General features: G+C 67.8%; 20 protein-coding genes. 18 read left to right on the top strand and 2 right to left on the bottom strand.

Features of this window, described 5'->3' with window-relative positions; translation table 11 throughout:
* Position 1 precedes the first annotated feature (1 nt).
* The 5 genes from ACT9TC_RS08180 to ACT9TC_RS08160 all read left to right on the top strand — a co-directional run bounded on the left by ACT9TC_RS08180 (position 2) and on the right by ACT9TC_RS08160 (position 5047).
* Positions 2–1132, top strand: coding sequence for a thiamine pyrophosphate-dependent dehydrogenase E1 component subunit alpha (locus ACT9TC_RS08180; RefSeq protein WP_458040072.1), 1131 nt, complete (start codon positions 2–4; stop codon positions 1130–1132).
* Positions 1129–2112, top strand: a complete 984-nt coding sequence (locus tag ACT9TC_RS08175) for an alpha-ketoacid dehydrogenase subunit beta (protein WP_458040071.1) — start codon at positions 1129–1131, stop codon at positions 2110–2112. The genes ACT9TC_RS08180 and ACT9TC_RS08175 overlap by 4 nt, the downstream gene beginning before the upstream one ends.
* A gap of 28 nt (positions 2113–2140) precedes the next feature.
* Positions 2141–3466 (top strand): dihydrolipoamide acetyltransferase family protein, encoded by a 1326-nt coding sequence (locus ACT9TC_RS08170; RefSeq protein WP_458040070.1) that lies wholly within the window; start codon positions 2141–2143, stop codon positions 3464–3466.
* A 184-nt stretch (positions 3467–3650) separates the two neighbouring features.
* The gene (locus ACT9TC_RS08165; protein WP_458042900.1) at positions 3651–4202 is read left to right on the top strand and encodes a type IV toxin-antitoxin system AbiEi family antitoxin domain-containing protein; all 552 of its coding nucleotides are present in this window, start codon (positions 3651–3653) and stop codon (positions 4200–4202) included.
* Entirely contained in the window at positions 4199–5047 is an 849-nt protein-coding gene (locus tag ACT9TC_RS08160; protein WP_458040069.1) for a nucleotidyl transferase AbiEii/AbiGii toxin family protein, read from the top strand. Before ACT9TC_RS08165 ends, ACT9TC_RS08160 begins: the two co-directional genes overlap by 4 nt.
* A gap of 384 nt (positions 5048–5431) precedes the next feature.
* Here the strand turns inward: ACT9TC_RS08160 and ACT9TC_RS08155 are convergent, their stop codons facing one another.
* A complete protein-coding gene (locus ACT9TC_RS08155) occupies positions 5432–7165 on the bottom strand; it encodes an FAD-dependent oxidoreductase (protein WP_458040068.1) in 1734 nt (577 codons plus the stop codon).
* Between the two features lie 137 nt (positions 7166–7302).
* Between ACT9TC_RS08155 and ACT9TC_RS08150 the strand changes: the two genes are divergently transcribed.
* The 13 genes from ACT9TC_RS08150 to ACT9TC_RS08090 all read left to right on the top strand — a co-directional run bounded on the left by ACT9TC_RS08150 (position 7303) and on the right by ACT9TC_RS08090 (position 18286).
* Entirely contained in the window at positions 7303–8280 is a 978-nt protein-coding gene (locus ACT9TC_RS08150) for a sugar-binding transcriptional regulator (protein ID WP_458040067.1), read from the top strand.
* Positions 8281–8338: 58 nt separating this feature from the next.
* The gene (locus ACT9TC_RS08145; protein WP_458040066.1) at positions 8339–9337 is read left to right on the top strand and encodes a metal ABC transporter solute-binding protein, Zn/Mn family; all 999 of its coding nucleotides are present in this window, start codon (positions 8339–8341) and stop codon (positions 9335–9337) included.
* A complete protein-coding gene (locus tag ACT9TC_RS08140; protein ID WP_458040065.1) occupies positions 9334–10149 on the top strand; it encodes a metal ABC transporter ATP-binding protein in 816 nt (271 codons plus the stop codon). The genes ACT9TC_RS08145 and ACT9TC_RS08140 overlap by 4 nt, the downstream gene beginning before the upstream one ends.
* The gene (locus ACT9TC_RS08135) at positions 10146–11036 is read left to right on the top strand and encodes a metal ABC transporter permease (protein ID WP_458040064.1); all 891 of its coding nucleotides are present in this window, start codon (positions 10146–10148) and stop codon (positions 11034–11036) included. The genes ACT9TC_RS08140 and ACT9TC_RS08135 overlap by 4 nt, the downstream gene beginning before the upstream one ends.
* A 9-nt stretch (positions 11037–11045) precedes the next feature.
* Positions 11046–11459, top strand: a complete 414-nt coding sequence (locus ACT9TC_RS08130) for a Fur family transcriptional regulator (RefSeq protein ID WP_458040063.1) — start codon at positions 11046–11048, stop codon at positions 11457–11459.
* The gene (locus tag ACT9TC_RS08125) at positions 11446–12363 is read left to right on the top strand and encodes a TIGR03943 family putative permease subunit (RefSeq protein WP_458040062.1); all 918 of its coding nucleotides are present in this window, start codon (positions 11446–11448) and stop codon (positions 12361–12363) included. The genes ACT9TC_RS08130 and ACT9TC_RS08125 overlap by 14 nt, the downstream gene beginning before the upstream one ends.
* Positions 12353–13816 (top strand): hypothetical protein, encoded by a 1464-nt coding sequence (locus ACT9TC_RS08120; protein ID WP_458040061.1) that lies wholly within the window; start codon positions 12353–12355, stop codon positions 13814–13816. The genes ACT9TC_RS08125 and ACT9TC_RS08120 overlap by 11 nt, the downstream gene beginning before the upstream one ends.
* A gap of 71 nt (positions 13817–13887) precedes the next feature.
* Positions 13888–14562: a DNA-3-methyladenine glycosylase gene (locus ACT9TC_RS08115; RefSeq protein ID WP_458040060.1), complete on the top strand. Its 675-nt coding sequence runs from the start codon at positions 13888–13890 to the stop codon at positions 14560–14562.
* A gap of 192 nt (positions 14563–14754) precedes the next feature.
* A complete protein-coding gene (gene rpmB / locus ACT9TC_RS08110) occupies positions 14755–14991 on the top strand; it encodes a 50S ribosomal protein L28 (protein ID WP_036301133.1) in 237 nt (78 codons plus the stop codon).
* Positions 14991–15161, top strand: coding sequence for a 50S ribosomal protein L33 (gene rpmG, locus ACT9TC_RS08105; protein WP_029145259.1), 171 nt, complete (start codon positions 14991–14993; stop codon positions 15159–15161). Before rpmB ends, rpmG begins: the two co-directional genes overlap by 1 nt.
* A gap of 2 nt (positions 15162–15163) precedes the next feature.
* Positions 15164–15469 carry a 30S ribosomal protein S14 gene (gene rpsN, locus ACT9TC_RS08100; RefSeq protein WP_036301128.1) on the top strand — a complete coding sequence of 102 codons (306 nt, stop codon included), beginning with the start codon at positions 15164–15166 and terminating at the stop codon, positions 15467–15469.
* A 408-nt stretch (positions 15470–15877) separates the two neighbouring features.
* Entirely contained in the window at positions 15878–16165 is a 288-nt protein-coding gene (locus ACT9TC_RS08095; RefSeq protein ID WP_036301126.1) for an HU family DNA-binding protein, read from the top strand.
* A 132-nt stretch (positions 16166–16297) separates the two neighbouring features.
* On the top strand, positions 16298–18286 hold the full coding sequence (locus ACT9TC_RS08090) for a cytochrome c oxidase assembly protein (RefSeq protein WP_458042899.1): 1989 nt from the start codon (positions 16298–16300) through the stop codon (positions 18284–18286).
* On the opposite strand, the gene ACT9TC_RS08085 is transcribed toward ACT9TC_RS08090, so the two are convergent.
* Complete coding sequence (locus tag ACT9TC_RS08085) at positions 18258–19391, bottom strand: hypothetical protein (RefSeq protein WP_458040059.1); 1134 nt, start codon at positions 19389–19391, stop codon at positions 18258–18260. The two genes, ACT9TC_RS08090 and ACT9TC_RS08085, sit on opposite strands and share 29 nt — an antisense overlap.
* Position 19392 lies beyond the last annotated feature (1 nt).

Raw genomic sequence — 19392 nt, 5'->3', positions numbered from 1 at the left:
GGTGGATCCGCTCGAAGCACCCGACGTCGTGCGCGTACTCGCCGCAGACGGAACGTTCTCCCCGACCGAGTCGGCCGAGCCCTACCTGGCCGTGATCGATTCTCTCTCCGAAGAAGAGTTGCAGGGCTTCTACCGCGACATGGTGGCCATCCGCGCGTTCGACCGCGAGGCGACCAACCTGCAGCGTCAGGGCCAACTCGCGCTCTGGCCGCCGAGCTTTGGCCAGGAAGCGGCGCAGGTGGGATCCGCCCGCGCGACCCGCCCGCAGGATCACGTCTTCCCCTCGTACCGGGAGCACGCCGTGTGCATGATCCGCGGAGTCGACCTGGTCGACATCATCCGCGTCATGCGCGGGCACTCGCACGGCGGCTGGAACCCGCGGGATCCCCGCAACGGCAACACGAATATCTACACGCTGGTGCTCGGTTCGCAGACTCTGCACGCGACGGGCGTCGCGATGGGCTTCGGACTCGACGGGCTGAGCGGCTCGGGTGACCCCGAGCGCGACCAGGCCGTCATCGTCTACTACGGTGACGGTGCGTCGAGTCAGGGCGACGTTCATGAGGCGATGGTCTTCGCGGCGAGTTACGCGACGCCCGAGGTCTTCTTCCTGCAGAACAACCGGTGGGCCATCTCGGTGCCCGTTGCGACGCAGTCACGGACGCCACTGGTGAATCGCGGCGCGGGGTACGGGATGCCGAGCATCCAGGTGGATGGCAACGATGTGCTCGCCAGCTACGCCGTCACCCGTGTTGCCCTGGACGAGGCGCGCTCGGGGCTGGGTCCCCGAGCGATCGAGGCGATGACGTACCGGATGGGCGCCCACACGACGAGCGATGATCCGACGAAGTACCGCACGGGCGACGAAGAATCCACGTGGGCCGGACGCGATCCCATCATGCGGATGCGGGCATATCTCGAGGGTCGCGGAGCATCCGACGCCTTTTTCGCCGACGTCGAAGAGCAGGCTCACGCGCTTGCCGAAGACACGCGCTTGCGGACACCGACGCTTCCGCTGCCGACGGTGGCGTCGATATTCGAGCACGTATACACCGAGCCGCATCCATTGATGCAGGAGCAGCTCGCCTGGGTTCAGCAGTACGAAGCCTCGTTCGAGGAGGGTGACGCATGAACGCGCCCCAGAACATGCCGCTGAGCAAGGCCCTCAATGCCGGGCTGCGCGCAGCCATGGAGCGCAGTGACCGCGTGCTCATGATGGGCGAGGACATCGGGCCGCTGGGCGGCGTCTTCCGGATCACCGAAGGACTCCACGCCGAGTTCGGCTCGAATCGCGTGATCGACACCCCGCTCGCCGAGTCCGGAATCGTCGGAACCGCGATCGGCCTGGCGATGGGCGGCTTTCGTCCGGTGTGCGAGATCCAGTTCGACGGATTCGTCTACCCGGCATTCGATCAGATCACCTCACAACTGGCGAAGATCACGAACCGCTTGCAGGGTGCCGTCAGCATGCCCATCGTGATCAGGATCCCCTACGGCGGACACATCGGCGCTATCGAACACCACCAGGAGAGCCCCGAGGCATACTTCACGCACACCCCGGGCCTGCGCGTGGTGAGCCCGTCGACGCCGAACGATGCCTACTGGATGATTCAAGACGCGATCTTCTCCGACGACCCCGTGATCTTCCTCGAGCCGAAGAGCAAGTACTGGCAGAAGGGCGAGGTCGACCTGACTTCGCGTCCCGTCGGCCTGCACGAGAGCCGTCTCGTGCGGCGGGGGACCGATGTGACCCTCGTCGGGCACGGCGCCATGGTCACGACCCTCCTGCAGGCCGCGGCTCTCGCCGAGGCCGAGGGGGTCAGCTGCGAAGTGATCGACCTGCGTTCTCTCTCGCCGGTGGACTACGCACCGATCCTCGATTCGGTGCGTTCCACGGGACGCATGGTCTATGCGCAAGAGGCGCCGGGATTCACGAGCCTCGGCAGCGAGATCGCGGCAACCGTCACCGAACGTGCCTTCTACTCCCTCGAGGCGCCGGTTCTGCGCGTGTCGGGCTTCGACGCGCCGTTCCCCCCGGCAAAGCTCGAGGGCTCATACCTCCCCGACGCCGACCGCGTCCTCGAGGCCGTCGACCGGGCCCTGGCATACTGAGCCCTGGTTCCCGCGGAAAGGATCCCGCATGAGCACGCAGACGTTCCTCCTCCCCGATGTCGGTGAGGGTTTGACCGAGGCCGAGATCGTGAGCTGGCGGGTCGCGCCGGGCGACGAGGTGAAGGTCAACGACGTCCTGGTCGAGATCGAGACCGCGAAGTCTCTCGTCGAGCTGCCTTCGCCGTTTGCCGGCACCGTGGGTGAGCTGCTCGCGGGGGAGGGCGACACGGTGAACGTCGGAGCCCCGATCATCACGATCGGCGAGGCGGGTGCCGATGCGCCACGGCCGAGCACCGCGCCCACCGAGGTGGGGGAGGCCACGGGCGGCGCCGTGCTCGTCGGTTATGGCACGGGCGGCGCGGTCACGTCGCGCCGTCGCAAGCCGGCGGAACGTCCCGTCGCCGCATCCGTCGGTGTCGTCGCCAAGCCGCCCATTCGCAAGCTCGCTCGCGACCTGGGCGTCAATTTGAGCGATGTCGCGGCCAGTGGGGACGCGGGGGAGGTGACGCGCGAGGATGTCGTGCGGCACGCGTCGCAGGCGAGCGTCTTCCGCAACATCGAAACCCCCGAGTGGGGGGCCGTGCGGGAAGAGACGATTCCGGTTCCCGAGGCAGCCGCCGCACCGACCAGTCCGAAGGCAGCACCGGCGGATTCCCGAGAGGAGTCCATCCCCGTACGCGGCGTGCGCAAGGCCACAGCCACGGCGATGACGAGCAGCGCATACACCGCGCCGCATGTATCGGTGTGGGTCGACGTCGACGCCTCGCGCACGATGGAGCTCGTCAAGCGCCTGAAGACATCCCCCGACTTCGCGGACGTCAAGGTTTCACCGCTCCTGATCATGGCGCGCGCCGTCATCTGGGCCGTTCGTCGCACACCCATGGTCAACGCGGCATGGGTCGACACGGACGAGGGCGCGCAGATCCGCGTGCACCATTACGTGAACCTGGGCATTGCGGCCGCGACACCGCGCGGATTGCTCGTCCCGAACATCAAGGAGGCCCAGGACCTGAATATGCGCGAATTGGCACGTGCGCTCGAGAAGCTCACGATGACCGCGCGCGAGGGCAAGACGACGCCCGAAGATCAGCGCGGGGGAACGGTCACGATCACGAACATCGGCGTCTTCGGCGTCGACGCCGGAACCCCGATCATCAACCCCGGTGAGGTCGGGATCGTCGCGCTCGGCGCGATCCGCCAGAAGCCGTGGGTCGTCGACGGCGAAGTCCGCCCGCGCTGGGTGACGACGGTCTCGGGATCCTTCGACCACCGCGTCGTGGATGGTGATGGCGTGTCGCGGTTCATCGCCGACATCGCTTCGGTGCTCGAGGAGCCCGCGCTGCTGCTCGACTGATGTCGGCGGCCCGTCGAGTTGGATAGGCCGCGCGACATCTGTGCGGGGGACGGGTGCATGCTGCTCTTTGCGCCGCTGCACGCGACCCGCGGGAACGGCGCGATCTTGTGACGGGCATCCGTTATTACAAAACGTTATTCGATAATCTTACCGTGATACGTTTTGTACCACGGAGGTGCTTGAGATGAAGGCGATTACACCCAGTGCATCAGACAGTCCTGCGCGCAACGAGCTGTCCCGGGGGGCGAGAGCAGGACGCTGGGAACGTATCGCGCGCGGCATCTACATCCCTGCAGATGCGCCGCCCGCAGACTGGGACCAGATCGAAGCGGCAACCCGCAGATCCGACGCCACCATCTGTCTCATCTCGGCGCTCTCGCACTACGAACTGACGGATGCCATTCCCCGGTCGCTGGACGTCGCTATCCCCAGCGGCTCACGCCGTCCGGCCACCAGCGGCGCCATTACATGGCACCTGTTCGACCGAGGCACATTTCAACTCGGTCGCGCCGAGACGTCGATTCCAGGAACGACGCAGAAGATTGGCCTGTACAGCGCTGAGCGCACAATCGCGGACGCGTTCCGCTTGCGTGGGGCGCTCGGTTACGAAACCGCGCGCGACGCACTGAAGGAATGGCTGCGGCGCGGTGGGAAGCCCTCGAAGCTCATAAAGATCGCGACACAACTCCCACGCGCCAAGGCGCCCATCTTGAACGCGCTAGACATGATGACGTGACAGCCTCAGACATCTACAAACAGCTGCAACGCGCTGCGCGATCCGAAGCGGACAAGAAAGGTGTCGCGCCGAACGTTCACGCATATCTGCTGCGGCACGCGCTGGAATCCTTCCTGTTCCGCCTCAGCAGAACCCCGCACGCTGATGACTTCGTGCTGAAAGGTGGACTGTTGCTGGGCGCGTACGGGGTGCGGCGACCCACGAAGGACGCGGACTCCAATGCGGTCGGCGCCAACGTCACTCCCGAGCATCTCGCGGTGGTCGTCGCTGACATCGTGGCCGTGTCCGTCGATGACGGGGTCGCCTTCGATCTCGACACGCTCGACGTGCAGGTGATCCGGGACGGAGCCGAGTATCCGGGGATGAGAGTGACCGTCGCAGTCCGGATCGCGACCTGGGTCGGGAAGGTTGTATGGGACGTGTCCACCGGTGACCCTATCGTCCCAGCGCCACGGCGAGTCCTATTGGACCGGGTTATTGGTGACCCAATCAGCCTGGTCGGATACGCGCCGGAGTCAACGGTGGCGGAGAAGGGTGTCACGATCCTCGAGCGCGGCATCAGCAGCACGCGCTGGCGCGATTACGTGGACATCGTCACCCTCGACGGAGCCGGATTGGACTTCGGACAGCTCCTCGACGCTTCGCGAGCCGTCGCAGACTACCGGGACGTGTCGCTCGCCCCAATCGGACCAGCCGTGGAAGGGTACGGTGCGGTTGGTCAGGCGAAGTGGGCTGCCTGGCGGAAGAAGGAACAACTCGAGAGCGTATGTGAGGAGAATCTCGACGATCAGATGGTGCGCGTCGCGGCCGTCCTGGACCCGGTCTTCGGCCAAGGGAATGGCTAGTACGAGAGCCGTAGGTTAGGAACGACGTCGACCAAGGGGCCGTTGGCGAGCGGAGTCCTGAGGGAGTGGCTCTCCGTCCGCGGGCAAGCGGACCGTGTACGTGGGCCAGCGCCCACGTAGATCGTAGCCTGACCGCATCCGGAAGGCTTCTCGGCGCTCACCAGATCTGGGCCCGCGAGGGGGCACCGGGGGTTCAGTGGCAGGTTTCTGATAGCAGTCCCGCACTGGAGCAAGTCGGATGACTCATGGGTGTTGAGGCGGGCTGCCTTAAGCCCCGTGTTTCCGCGGAGCAAGTACAGGGCATCGGGTGCAACTTGAGGGTCGCCTCATAACTGATGTGAGCCGCCCCGCAACCCTGCTGCAGTTCGCGAATGTCCCGATGCGTCAGGCGCTCGGAAGCGGACGCAGATCCTTGGCCTCCGCGCGGGTGCGCGATGCGGCCGCATCGTCGGCCTCGAGCACGGCGGACTCGTACGCCTCGACCGAGGCGCGGTACGCCTCGAGCTCGAGGCTCATGGCCGCGTCGGTCCAGTCCAGTTCGGTCTGCGCGACCTGTGCGACCTCTTCGGTGGCGGCGAGGCCGAGGTGGGCGTACTCGTAGCTGATCCGCGTGCGGCGATCGAGGAGGTCGTCGAGATGCAGAGCGCCCTCGTAACGGATCGCGAAGATGATCTCCGCGCGAAGGTAGGCCGGCGCTTCCGCGAGGGGAGTCGCGGCATCGGGTACCTCGCGGCAGATGTCGGCAATGACCTCGACATCCGTGCCGTATCGGTGCGCGAGGTGATCATGCATCGCTCTGCTGAGACCGAACTCAGCCCCGACGCGCGCGGCGGCGTGGGCGGAGTGGGGCGCGTCGGCCGCGCCGGCGAGGGGAACCCGGGTCGTGCGCGAGGGCCGGGACTTCGCCGCGGCGCCCAGGGCAAAATCGACGGCGTCCTCCGCCATCACCCGGTAGGTGGTGAGCTTGCCGCCCGCGATCGCGACCAGGCCGGGCACAGGGGAGGCCACCGTGTGCTCGCGTGAGACCTTGGCGGACGCCGTCCCGGCCTTCGTCCCCGGCTGCAACAGGGGTCGAAGCCCCGCCCACGTGCCGATGATGTCGTCTCGGCTGAGGGGCTCCACGAGCACCTTGTTCGCTTCGGCGAGGACGTAGTCCACGTCTCGGGACGTCGGCACCGGATGCGTCAGGTCCTCCGTCCACGGAGTGTCGGTCGTGCCGATCACCCAGTAACGCGACCAGGGGATAACGAACAGCACACTCGATGCCGTCTGGAGGATGAGGCCCGGGTCTCCCGTGATGCGGTCCCTCGGGACGACGATGTGGATGCCCTTGGAAGCGAGCACCTTGAGGCCGCTGGATGTCGCCATGGACTGGGTGCGTTCGGTCCATACCCCCGTGGCGCTGATCACTGTCTTGGCGTGAACATCGAAGTGCTCGCCGGTTTCGAGGTCTTTCAGGGTCGCGCCGATGACCCGCCCGGTTTCGTCTGTGAGCATCGCCGTCGCCTGCACGCGAGAGGCGGCGAGGGCCCCGTGCCCGGCCGCCGTGCGCAGGAGCGTGACGACGAGGCGGGCGTCGTCGACCGTGGCGTCCCAGTACTGGATCGCGCCGACGGCCGCATCGCGGCGGAAGCTCGGGAACGCGCGGGACACCGCGGAGCGGCTGAGGTGGCGATGCCAGGGGAGAGGGCGCGGAGCTCGTTGCAGCGAGGCAAGCGCGTCATATAGGCCGATGCCGGCCCCGATGAAGAGGCGATCCCAGATCGGGCGCTTCAGGGGATACAGGAACGCCGCGGGGCGCACGAGGTGCGGTGCGAGCCGCGTGAGCAGCAGGTTCCGCTCGGTGAGGGCCTCGCGGACCAGTTTGAAGTCCAACATCTGCAGGTATCGCAGCCCGCCGTGCATCAGCTTGCTGGAGCGGCTCGAGGTGCCGGACGCCCAGTCCTGTCCGTCGATGACGGCGGTCCGCAGGCCCCGGCTGGCCGCGTCGAGCGCGATTCCGGCCCCGGTGACGCCACCGCCGATGACGAGCACGTCCAGCTCGTCGTTCGCTGAGCCGTTTTTCATGCCGCGGAGCGCGGCCTGTCGAGTGTTGCCGTCCATACGGTTTTCGCGCATCAGATGGGCCACCCTCTCGTGTCCTGGTGATTCATAGAGTGGACGCGAACCGTCACGCCTCGGAGCCACCGTACGGCGCTGTCGGTGAGCGATGAACCTTCTTGCGTCGTACTTGCACATATGTGCACATTGGAGTCATGGAGAAACAGGAGCACATGCTCGCGGCCGCCTCGATGTACTACCTGCAGGACCTCAAGATGGAGGCCATTGCGGCCCGGCTGCACCTCTCGCGCTCGAGCGTCTCGCGCCTGCTGAAGGAAGCGCGGGCTCGTGGACTGGTCGAGATCACGCTCCGCCCGCCCCCGACGGCAGCCCCGGAGGTAGGGCGAAGGATTCAGCATGCGTTCGGCATCACAACCCATGTCGTTCCCCTGGGGGCCTCGGCGAGTTCGACCGAACGGCTCGAGCAGGTGGCCCTGACATCCGCGCGACTGATCGGTGGCTGGTTCGACTCGGGCATGACCATGGGCGTGGCATGGGGAACGACGATGGCCGCCATCACGCGGCATCTCGCGAAGAAGCCGACGCGGGGGAGCGCGGTGGTGCAACTGAACGGGTCGGCGAACACGCGGACGTACGGCGTGGAGTTCGCGGGCGAGATGATGGTGCGATTCGGGGAAGCTTTCGATGCGCGTCTGCACCTCTTTCCCGTGCCCGCGTTCTTCGATTACGCCGAGACGCGCCAGGCGATGTGGCGTGAGCGGTCGGTCGCCCGCGTGCTGGATCTACAGCGCACCGCCGATATCGCTCTGTTCGGCGTGGGCGCCCTGACCGGGGAGGTTCCCAGTCATGTGTACTCCGCGGGCTATCTCGAGCAGGACGATATCCGCGCACTCACCCGGGATGGCGTCGTCGGCGACGTCTGCACCGTTTTTCTGCGCGCCGACGGCACCTATGAGGATCTCGATCTCAACAGACGAGCGACCGGGCCGACGCCCGCGGAACTGCAGGCGGTGCCCCGGCGGGTGTGCGCCGTGGCGGGTGACAACAAGGCCGCCCCGCTGCTCGCCGCGCTCCGTTCGCGGGCGGTGACGGACCTGGTGGTGGACGAGATCACGGCCCAGGCGCTGGTCGAGGTGATGTCGCCGTCCGAGCACGCCGCCGCGCTTCGGTGAGAGGTCACGGCGATCGAGCCATTTTGATAATGATAATCATGCGGGTTACGCTGACGGGGTGAACCCGACACGTCGTCTTCTTCCGATCATCGCCCTCTCGGCCGCCTCGGCGCTCGTCCTTGCCGGATGCGCGGGTGCGACCCCCGGCGGTGAGTCCGCGGGGGACGGCCGCCTTCAGGTCGTCGCGTCGACGAACGTCTACGGCCAGATCGTCGAGGAGATCGGGGGGGATGCGGTCGACGTGACGTCGATCATCACCTCCACCGGCCAGGATCCGCACTCGTTCGAGGCGACCGCGGGGGACCAGCTCGCGGTTTCGCGCGCCGACCTGATCATCGAGAACGGTGGGGGGTACGACTCGTTCATGGAGTCGCTCGTCGAGTCCAGCGATGCCTCGGCGCACGTGATCACCGCCGCCGAGTTCTCCCACCACTGGCCGGAGGACGAGCACGCCGAGGACGAGCACTCGGAGGACGAGCACGCCGAGGACGAGCACTCCGATGAGGAGCACGCCGGGCACGACCACATCGTAGGCTTCAACGAGCACGTCTGGTACGACCCGCACACGATCGAGCACGTCGCCGAGGCGATCGCCGAAGAACTGAGCGAACTCGACCCCGAGAGCGCCGCGACGTTCGAGATCAACGCGGCCGCATTCGTCGAGCAGATCGGCGGTCTCGAGACGTCGCTCGGCGAGATCGAGGCATCCGGCGCCGGCGCCCAGGTCTTCGTCACCGAGCCCGTCCCCGTGTACCTGGTCACCGCTGCCGGGCTCGTGAACGTGACGCCCGAGGCCTTCAGCGAGGCCGTCGAAGAGGGCCAGGACGTCCCGCCCGCAACACTCCTCGAATCGCTCGACCTGGTCGAATCGGGCAGCGTGCGCATCGTGATCGCGAACTCCCAGACAGGCGGAGCGGAGACCACCCAGGTCATCGACGCTGCCGAAGCTCAGAGCATCCCCGTCCTGGAGTTCTCCGAAACGCTCCCGGAGGGCCAGACTTACATCTCGTGGATGCAGCAGAACGTCGAAGCCCTATCGGGCGGCCTCGCGGGGTGAATGCTGCCCCTCCTCTCCTCATCGAGAATGCGGCGCTCCGACGGGGCGACCGAGAGCTGTGGTCAGGCCTGAACCTCGACGTGTACGCGGGGGAGTTCATCGCCGTTCTGGGGCCGAGTGGCTCGGGCAAGACGACCCTGTTGCGCGCCATTCTCGGGCTCGATCGTCTGAGCGAGGGCACGATCACCGCCCTGGGTGAGCGCGTGCGCCGACCGGGTAATCGGCGCATCGGCTACATCCCTCAGCAGCGTCCGCTCGCCCGTGACGCGGCGTTGCGGGGCCGAGACCTCGTTGCGCTCGGCGTCAACGGGCACCGGTTCGGGCTCCCGGTCCCGCGCAAAGCCGACCGGGCACGCGTCGACGAGCTGATCCGGGCGGTCGGTGCGACGGGTTTTGCGGACCGTCCCGTCGGGGAGCTCTCCGGTGGCGAGCAGCAGCGTCTGCGGGCGGGTCAGGCGCTCGCCGACGAACCCCAACTGTTGCTCTGCGACGAACCGCTGACGAGCCTCGACCTGGCGAATCAGCAGGCCGTGACGTCGCTGATCGATCGGCATCGACGCGAGACGGGCGCGGCGGTGCTCTTTGTCACCCACGACATCAACCCGGTGCTGCGTCACGTCGACCGCATCCTCTACCTGGCCGGCGGGCGCTTCACCCTGGGAACCCCCGAAGAGGTGATGGACTCCGGCGTTCTGTCTGATCTCTACGGCACCGAGGTCTATGTCCTCCGGGCGGGGGATCGGGTCGTGGTCGTCGGCGCGCCCGATGCCGGTGATTCCCACCATCACCACCACGACGAGGACGAGTCGTGAACTGGACAGACGTCTGGGAGGCCATGTTCGGCGGCCTCGCGGACTATGGCGACATCCTCGCGCTCGTATCGAACTCGGTCATCGCGGGCGCGGTGCTGGGGCTCGTCGGTGGCCTGGCCGGCGTCTTCATCATGCAGCGCGACATGGCCTTCGCCGTCCACGGCATCAGCGAACTCTCCTTCGCCGGGGCCGCCGCAGCTCTCCTGATCGGTGCGGACGTCGTGCTCGGCTCGATTTTCGGTTCGCTCATCGCGGCGGGATTGATCGGATGGCTGGGCGCCCGTGCACGCGACCGCAACTCGATCATCGGGGTGCTGATGCCCTTCGGGCTGGGGCTGGGCATCCTGTTCCTCTCGCTCTACAGCGGCCGGAGCGCGACGAGGTTCAGCCTGCTGACGGGTCAGATCGTCTCCGTGCAGTCGGGGCAGCTGAGCCTGTTGATCGGCATCAGCCTGGTGGTCCTCGCCGGAATCGTGCTCATCTGGCGTCCGCTGCGCTTCGACTCGCTCGACCCGCAGTCGGCCGCGGCGCGCGGGGTGCCGACGACCGCTGTCTCGCTGCTGTTCATGCTGCTGCTCGGCCTGATCGTCGCCGTCAGCGTGCACATCATCGGTGCCCTGCTGGTCATGGCCCTGCTCGTGACCCCCGCGGCCGCGGCCATGCGCATCGCGTCGGGCCCTCTATCCGTTCCCCTCCTGGCCGCGACCTTCGGTTTCGTCTCGGCGGTCGGCGGCATCCTTCTCGCGATCGCCGGAACGCTCCCCGTGAGTCCGTACATCACCACGATCTCGTTCGCGATCTACGTCGTCTGTCGACTCGTCGGACGTCGCCGGGAGAGGGTCACTCGGGCGCCGCGTTCGGGAACCTCCAAGCCGGCACGCGCCTAGACTTCTCGAATGGCCAAGCGCAACACCTGGCAGCGCGAACGCGTGCGCGACGCCCTGGACGAATCCCCGGGCTTCGTCAGCGCGCAATCCCTGCACGCACTGCTGCGCGACGAGGGCACGGGCATCGGCCTCGCGACGGTCTACCGTGCGCTCGCCGACCTCGCGGCCGAGGGTGATGCCGACAGCCTGCAGAGCCCCGAGGGCGAGAGCCTCTACCGTGCCTGTCAATCGCCCGGTCATCACCATCACCTGATCTGTCGTTCGTGCGGCCTGACGGTCGAGATCGAGGGCAGCGACGTCGAAGAATGGGCGCATCGCACCGCCGCACAGAACGGATTCACGGAGGCGGCGCATATCGTCGACATCTTCGGTTTGTGCGCGGCCTGCACGGTCGCGCGTGCGAGCGAGCGTGACGCGCAGTAGCGAGACGCGCGGTCACGGGCACACCCACCTCGCGGGGGTACCGACTGTCGGTCGACCGCGTCGCGCCGCCCTGATCGGGACCGCGATCGGCCTGGCCACGATCGCGGCGTTGTTCGCGATCGACGCGTGGGCGCCGCAGCTCTTCCCGAGTGCCCTGCCAAGCCGCGCGCAGGACGGCTTCACGCTCGCCCTGTCGGTGCTGATCGAGTCCCTGCCGTTCATCATCCTGGGCGTTCTGCTGTCGGTCGTCGTGCAGGTATGGGTGCCCCCGGGTTTGATCGAGCGATGGATGCCTCGCCGCGCCTGGGCTCGCCGTGCCGTCCTTTCCACCCGCGAGGGTGCCCGTTCCGTCCGCCAGGGTGCCCGTTCCGCCGGCGAGGATGCCGGAGCGCGCCCGGTCGCGCTCATCGCGACCGGCGTCGGTGCGGTGCTGGCCTCCGGTCTCGTGGTGCTCGCCGTCGTCATGCCCCCGGCATCCCTCTCCGCCGAACTCGCGCTCGCCCGCTCGAGCGGCGCACCGCCCGTCTTGTCGACCTCGGCGACGCTCGCGCTCGCGACATCCGACGACACCTCCGCTTTCGGCATCGCCGAATGGGCGTCGCTGCTGTCGACGACGACCGACCCGGCACGGTTCGTCGGTGAGAAGGCCACGCTCACCGGCTTCGTCGGTCCCGATGGCGACAGCGACGGGTTCGCCCTGACCCGCCTCGTCATCGTGCACTGCGTGATCGACGCGCAGGCCGCCAACGTTCCGGTCGCGGAGCTCGCGGGCGGCGAGGACCTGTCTCCCGGCCAATGGGTCGAGGTCGAGGGTGAATTCGTGCGAGACGACGGGGGCGCGCTCGTGCTGCAGCCCGCGAGCGTGACGGCGATCGATGAGCCCGGGGATCCGTATGGGTACTGACGCCCCCCGTTCTGTCCGCGCCACACGGGATCAGACGCGGGGTGCCGCTCGCCGGGATCGTGAACACCGCCGCGCACGCTCCTCGTTCACACGTTCGCTCGCCGTCGTGATCGCCGCGCTCGTCGTGGTGGGCGCGGGCGGCGCGGCCTACAGCCTGACGCAGGGGCCTCGCGTCAGTACGGTCGCAATCGACGCTCTCTCGGTGGCCGAGGCCGCGGGGCAGCGACTCGTGTTCACCACCAATCAGCCCTTGGCTCCGATCGACCCTTCGCAGGTCACGATCGAACCGGCCGCCCCGTTCACGATCGAGGCATCCGGCCGCAACGTCGCCGTTCAGTTCACCTATCCGCTCGATGCCGCGACCGATTACACGGTTTCGGTCGAGGGCGTCGAAAGCGCCTCGGGGGGCCCCACCGCGACCATCTCGCACGACTTCGAGACGGGCACACCGCCGATCTACGTGCTGCAGCGGCGCGACGGCGACGACGATGCGGTGTTCCTCACGAACCTCACCGGCGATCAGGCGGTCCCCGTTTTCACGCACCCGCAGATCGAGGACTACCGGGCTTCCCGCGACGGCCTGGTCGTCGAGACGACGGATGGTTCGGGTGCGGCGTCGCTCACGGGCATGGCGCTCGACGGGTCCGACCCCACGCCGTTGGTCGTGCCCGGCGAGGGCACGATCGCGGGCCTGCAGATGGCCGACCACGACGGGCTCGTGGGGTACACCTATACCGACCTGGACATCTCGGCGACCTCGGGGATCGAGTCCGCGCTGTACGTCTCGCGGCTCGGTGACCCCGACGCCGAGCCGCAGCGCATCGAGGTCGGCGCGGATCCGCGGGTGGTGGACTTCCTGTTCGTGCCGCAGACCTCGTCGCTCGTGGTGCTGACCTTCGATGGCCAGTTGCGCCTCGTCGACACCTCTCGGCCGGACGCGGAGCCCGTTCTGTTGGGCGGTGCCCTCGGGCTGTCGGGCATCGAGCGGGGGAGTGGCCGCGTGATCGCGGAGCAGTCCGACGGCACGGTGCTGATCGATCTGACCGACCTGAGCGAAACGCCCCTCCCGCAATCGGCCGAGCTCGACGCGCTCGGAATCCCCGGACCCGTCGTGCCCACCGTGCAGGGCAAGAGCCTGCGCACCTTCACCCAGATGGGCGAGGACGGGTACCCGGAATCACAGGCCGTCGGTCTGGTCGATGAGGCCGGAATATTCGAGCCGGTGTTCGGGCTGGAGGACGGCGGCGACGCGGTCATGCAGACGTGCGCCTCGCCGAGCGGGAGCCACGTCGCGGTGATCGTCTCGCCCGATCTCGCCGACAACCCGTACGACACCTACGCCCGCCCGCTTCCGTCACGGCTCGAGACGCACATCGTCGACGTGCGAACGGGGGAGGAAGTCACGGTCATCGAGGGCACCGATATCTCGTGGTGCTCCGTCACGATCGGATGAGTCACGATCGGATGAGTCACGATCGGATGAGTCACGATCGGATGAGTCACGATCGGATGAGTCACGATCGGATGACCGACTACCGCCCGGCGACGCGGGAGGATCTGCTCGAGACCGCCCTCGTCGTCGCGCCCCGCTTGCTCGGCGCCCGGCTCACCACGCTGGTCGACGGGCAGCGCGTCTGCGTCCGCATCACCGAGGTCGAGGCCTATCACGGCCTCGGGACCGGGGATGTCAGCGACCCCGGTTCGCATGCGCGCATGGGACAAACCCCGCGGAACGCCACAATGTGGGGCGAACCCGGGCACCTCTACGTCTACCTCAGCCATGGCATCCACTCCTGTGTCAACGTCGTCGCCGGGCCCGCGGGCGTGGCGGGCGGGTTGCTGTTGCGCGCGGGAGAGATCATCGAGGGAGCGGATGTCGCGGCTGTGCGCCGGCCGGCTGCCCGACTCCCTCGGGATCTCGCACGCGGACCCGGGCGTCTCGGTCAGGCGCTGGGCCTCCGGCATCCGATCCATGACGGTATCGACGCGATCGCCGGGGTGGCGCCCTGGCCACCCGAGCGGGCCGGGGCCGTCGCCCGCCTCGACCTGGCGCGCGAACCGGTGCGCGACGTGTCGCGCGGTCCCCGGGTCGGCGTGGCCGGTGTCGCGGGCACGAGCGTCTTCCCGTGGCGGTTCTGGATCACCGGCGATCCGACCGTTTCGGTGTTCCGTCCCGGGCGCGGCGCCGTCGAGACCTGACGCCTACCGCGCCCGTCAGGCTGGGCCCGCAGACACGCCGTGCTAGGATCATTGTTTGTCTGCGCGCTTTCCCGTGCGCAGTTCGTGCCCATTCATCCCTTTCGAGCCGGAAACGGTTCCCTCGGGCGTGGGCGCAGACAAGGGATCTTGGGTGAGACCGTCCGGTCTCACGGTATTGAAGGAGAAATCACTATGGCAGCAGTGTGCCAGGTGACAGGAGCCGTTCCCGGCTTCGGTCACTCGATCAGCCACTCGCACCGCCGGACGAAGCGTCGCTTCGACCCGAACGTGCAGAAGAAGACGTACTTTGTTCCGTCGCTGGGCCGCAACATCAAGCTCAACGTTTCGGCCAAGGGCATCAAGGTCATCGACGCGCGGGGCATTGAGTCCGTCGTCAAGGACCTCATCGCGAAGGGTGTGAAGCTCTAATGGCGAAGAAGGCTCAGGACGTACGTCCGATCATCAAGCTGCGTTCGACCGCCGGCACGGGATACACCTACGTGACGCGCAAGAACCGCCGCAACAACCCCGACCGCATCGTGCTGAAGAAGTACGACCCCGTTGTGCGCAAGCACGTCGAATTCCGCGAGGAGCGCTAAACATGGCGAAGAAGAGCAAGATTGCTCGCAACGAGCAGCGCAAGGTCATCGTCGAGCGCTACGCCTCGCGTCGCGCCGAGCTGAAGAAGGCCCTGGTCGACCCGACCTCGACCGACGAGCAGCGCGAAGAGGCCCGCCTGGGTCTGCAGAAGCTGCCCCGCAACGCGTCGCCCGTGCGCGTGCGTTCGCGCGACGTCATCGACGGCCGCCCCCGTGGTGTGCTGACGAAGTTCGGCATCTCGCGTGTGCGTTTCCGCGACATGGCCCACCGTGGCGAGCTGCCCGGCGTGACCAAGTCGAGCTGGTAACCACCCGCATCCGCCGAAAGGGCGGGGATTCTTCGGAATCCCCGCCCTTTCGCGTGCGCCCGCGTCGTCCCCGGCCGGACGGCTCACCTGGCAGTAGATGCGGGCCTGGGTGCTCAGCACCGACACCTACTGCCAGGCGAGCGGGTCCATTGGGCCGAGCGAAACGGAGAGCGGACGGTGCGCAGGCCGTGCGCGAGGGGCGCGGGAAGGGCGCCACACGAGTCACATCCGTCACTCGAGCACCGAAAATGCCTCGAAGTTGGACAGAAACCCGCGGAAAGCCGCGGAAATACGCGGCGGGCGGCGGTTCGCGGGGTAGATTCGACGCGGTCGATCGACCAGCCGGGCTGAACGGTCCGGTCACGTTTACATGAGGCGGCGCTTCGGCCGCCGCTGGAGGGTAACCCCATGGCTGACAAGTCCATCACCAAGACCGAGCTCGTTGCGAGCATCGCCAGCGCCACCGGTGAGAGCCAGGCCACGGTTTCGCGCGTCGTCGACGGTCTGTTCACGACCGTTGCCGAGGCCGTTGCCAAGGGCACCAAGGTCTCGATCCCGGGCTGGCTCGCGTTCGAGCAGGTCGACACGGCCGCTCGCACGGGCCGTAACCCGCAGACGGGCGCCGAGATCAAGATCGCCGCTGGCAAGCGCGTCAAGGTCACCGCGGGCTCGAAGCTCAAGGCTGCAGCGAAGTAGTCAGAGGTTCCGAGAGGGAGGATGCCGCACGCGCGGCATCCTCCCTCTGTCTTTGCCGGGCGGGGCCGGGCGTGCACACCGTCCGCCTAGGCTGGGTGGGTGAGCCCCCGAACCCTGCGCGTAGCCGGGCCTATGATCCTCGTGGTCACCGCCCTTACCGCCGCCGTCGTGGCGCTCGCCTACGGCGGGGGAGCGGATGCTCTTCTCGTGGGGGATCCCGGTCCCGTCGTGCGCTGGGGTCTTCCGATCGCCAATCTCGGCGTCAACCTCGGTGCCGCCGCGATGGCCGGGTCGCTCGTGCTCGCCCTCTTCGCGCTCCGCGCCGGTGACACCGAATTCGACACCGCTCTCGATGTGGCGTCCGTGGGCGCCGCCGTCTTCACGATCGCGGCCGGCGCGACGGGCTACCTGACGTTCCTCAACGCCTTCAACGCGACACCCAGCGCGGACGCCGTCTTCGGCCAACAGCTAGGCCGCTTCCTGCTCGACCTGGATGTCGGCCGCGCGTGGCTCATCACGACGCTGGCTGGAGCCGTGATGACGGTTCTCGCGTTCGCGGTGCGCTCGTGGACCTCGACGCTGCTCGTGGGCATCCTCGGCCTCGCGGCTGTCGTGCCGATGGCGACGACCAGCCACGACGGGGCCGCGGCCAGCCACACCGCCGCGGTGACGAGCCTCGCGCTCCACATCGTCGGGGCCGCCGTGTGGCTCGGCGGACTGGTGTTGCTGGTCGTGCTGCGGGCGTCATCCACGCCGCAACGAATGGCGCACGTGCTGCCGCGCTACTCGACCATCGCGCTCGTCGCCTTCGTCGTCGTCGCCCTCTCCGGCTACGCACGCGCGGCACTCGGCTTGGGCTCGTGGGATGCGCTGCTCTCGGCCTATGGCGTCATCATCGTCGTGAAGGTCGTGGCGCTGCTGGCCATCGGCCTGCTCGGTGCCCGCTACCGCCGCCGGCTCATCGCACGGATGGGCGAGACGGCCGCAGCACGAACCTTCTGGGGCCTGATCGCCCTCGAGCTGGCTTTCATGGGAATCGCGAGCGGTGCCGCGGCGGCGCTCGCGCGAACGGCACCGCCGATCGGAGACATCCCGATCACCGATCCCACCCCCGCAGAGACCCTGACGGGCTCACGCCTTCCGCCCGAACTCGGCCTGACCCAGTGGTTTACCGTGTGGGACATCGACCTCCTGTGGGTTTTGGTGTGCGGCTTCGCGATCTTCTTCTACATCGCGGGCGTCATCCGTCTGCACCGCCGCGGCGATGCGTGGCCGATCTACCGCACGATCAGCTGGTGCGCGGGCATCCTGCTGCTGTTCTGGGTCGTCGGCGGCCCGGTCGCCGCCTACGAAAACTACCTCTTCAGCATCCACATGGTCGGGCACATGCTGCTGACCATGGCGATCCCCCTCCTGCTCGTGCCGGGGGCGCCGGTTACGCTCGCGGCGCGGGCGATCCGCAAGAGGGATGACGGAACGCGCGGCGGCCGGGAGTGGATCCTATGGACGGTGCACACGCCCGTGGCGCGGGTGCTCACGAATCCTCTAATCGCGGCGGCGCTCTTCATCGGCTCGCTCTGGGTGTTCTACTACACCGACATCTTCCGCTGGGCGCTGAACGACCACCTCGGGCACCTCTGGATGATCGCCCACTTCGTCATCACGGGGTACCTGTTCGTGCAGTCGCTGATCGGGATCGATCCGGTGCCGTACCGCCTGCCGTACCCGTTCCGGCTGATTCTGTTGATCGGCATCATGGCGATGCACGCGTTCTTCGGAATCTCGATCATGTCGCAGTCGGGTCTGATGCTGGCCGACTGGTTCGGGTCGATGGGGCGCACCTGGGGCGTGCCACCGCTCGAGGATCAATACATCGGCGGGGGCGTCGCCTGGTCGGTCGGCGAGATCCCGACCCTGATCCTCGCGATCGCCGTTGCGATCCAATGGAGCCGCAACGACGACCGTGCACAGCGCCGACGCGACCGCCACGTCGATCGGGTCGGCGACGACGAACTGGACGCCTACAACGCGCGTCTCGCCGCACTCGCCGACCAGGATGCGCGAGGGGATTCCACCCGCGGCGCGAAGGTCACTAGCCCTCCGGCGACCCCACGAGAATAGAAGCCGAACCGTCGGGCAAGACGGTGATCTCGGCGTCGAGACCGAAGGTGACGTCCTCTTCCACCGTTCGCACCGAGCCGTCGAACAGCGAGCGGATGTCGACGCTGATGTGGGCCACGGCTTCCGCCGGCTGCATGGCCCAGCCGGCGCCGTCCGGCACGAGCGTGACGGTCGGGTAGTCGACGATCGACCACGTGGGTAGGTTCGCGATGCGGTTCTGCACGACGAAGCCGAAGGGGCATGCAGTGGGCTGCAGCACCTGTTGCGTCGCGCAGTCGTCGAGGAACGAGTCGACGCGTTCTTGCACGACGCTCACGAACTCTGCCGTCGGCTCGGCCTGCAGTTCGAGCGGAACACGTGCAAGCGGTTCATCCGCCAGCACATCGGCGCCGGTCGTTTCGGCGATCGCGGTGTCGACCGAGACCCGGTAGAGCCCGGGTGAGAACACCAGGAGCGCGACGGGGTCGAGCGGGGGCGCGTCCACACCGAGGGGCGAGACCTGCCTTTTGTCGAGCGTGAATCCGTTGACCTCGAACGCCATGGACCCACGAACGGTGACGTCGATCACCGCGAGTGGGCTCTCGGTGAATCGCCACGAGGGGAGGATGCCCCTCCATCCGTCCTGCTCGACGGTGAATGTCGAGGCGCCCTCGTTGCCGCCGGCGCGGAAGCCGATCGTCACCTCGACAGCGCCGTCGACGATACGCTCGCCGACGGCGCGGATATCGCTCAGTGCGGTGAGAGCATCCCGCCGCAGGAGGGCGTCCGACGCCGTCTCGGGCAGGCCCGCGTCGGCGAGATGTGTTGCATCGACCGCGACCCCGGGGACTTCGAGGGCGTCGGCGGCGCGGCCCGCCGCGATCAAGCCCACGTAGCGCTCGACGAAGGCGCTCGGGCCCCAGAACTGTTGGTACAGGGTCGCCCAGCCCGCGCCGAGGGCGGAGATCAGCAGAACCCCGACGATCGCGAGGATCGTGAGATCCCGGGAGAGGCTGGAGCGCCGGGGTGCACGCTGCGCGCCGCGCCGCGAGCTCGTGTCCACCGCACCCGGCGCGCGGACGGTCGCCGCGTCGTGCGCGCGCGTGTTTACAGCCCCCTCGTCCACC

It is taken from the genome of Microbacterium sp. HM-570, from assembly GCF_054165885.1.
Note: the sequence above shows the minus strand (reverse complement) of the source record. Positions and strands in the feature narration are given on the sequence as shown.

Coding starts and splice junctions, on each gene's coding strand:
- ACT9TC_RS08175 (WP_458040071.1), top strand. CDS start 1,129: ATGAACGCGCCCCAGAACATGCCGCTGAGCAAGGCCCTCAATGCCGGG.
- ACT9TC_RS08170 (WP_458040070.1), top strand. CDS start 2,141: ATGAGCACGCAGACGTTCCTCCTCCCCGATGTCGGTGAGGGTTTGACC.
- ACT9TC_RS08165 (WP_458042900.1), top strand. CDS start 3,651: ATGAAGGCGATTACACCCAGTGCATCAGACAGTCCTGCGCGCAACGAG.
- ACT9TC_RS08155 (WP_458040068.1), bottom strand. CDS start 7,165: ATGCGCGAAAACCGTATGGACGGCAACACTCGACAGGCCGCGCTCCGC.
- ACT9TC_RS08150 (WP_458040067.1), top strand. CDS start 7,303: ATGGAGAAACAGGAGCACATGCTCGCGGCCGCCTCGATGTACTACCTG.
- ACT9TC_RS08130 (WP_458040063.1), top strand. CDS start 11,046: ATGGCCAAGCGCAACACCTGGCAGCGCGAACGCGTGCGCGACGCCCTG.
- ACT9TC_RS08120 (WP_458040061.1), top strand. CDS start 12,353: ATGGGTACTGACGCCCCCCGTTCTGTCCGCGCCACACGGGATCAGACG.
- ACT9TC_RS08115 (WP_458040060.1), top strand. CDS start 13,888: ATGACCGACTACCGCCCGGCGACGCGGGAGGATCTGCTCGAGACCGCC.
- rpmB (WP_036301133.1), top strand. CDS start 14,755: ATGGCAGCAGTGTGCCAGGTGACAGGAGCCGTTCCCGGCTTCGGTCAC.
- rpmG (WP_029145259.1), top strand. CDS start 14,991: ATGGCGAAGAAGGCTCAGGACGTACGTCCGATCATCAAGCTGCGTTCG.
- rpsN (WP_036301128.1), top strand. CDS start 15,164: ATGGCGAAGAAGAGCAAGATTGCTCGCAACGAGCAGCGCAAGGTCATC.
- ACT9TC_RS08095 (WP_036301126.1), top strand. CDS start 15,878: ATGGCTGACAAGTCCATCACCAAGACCGAGCTCGTTGCGAGCATCGCC.
- ACT9TC_RS08090 (WP_458042899.1), top strand. CDS start 16,298: ATGATCCTCGTGGTCACCGCCCTTACCGCCGCCGTCGTGGCGCTCGCC.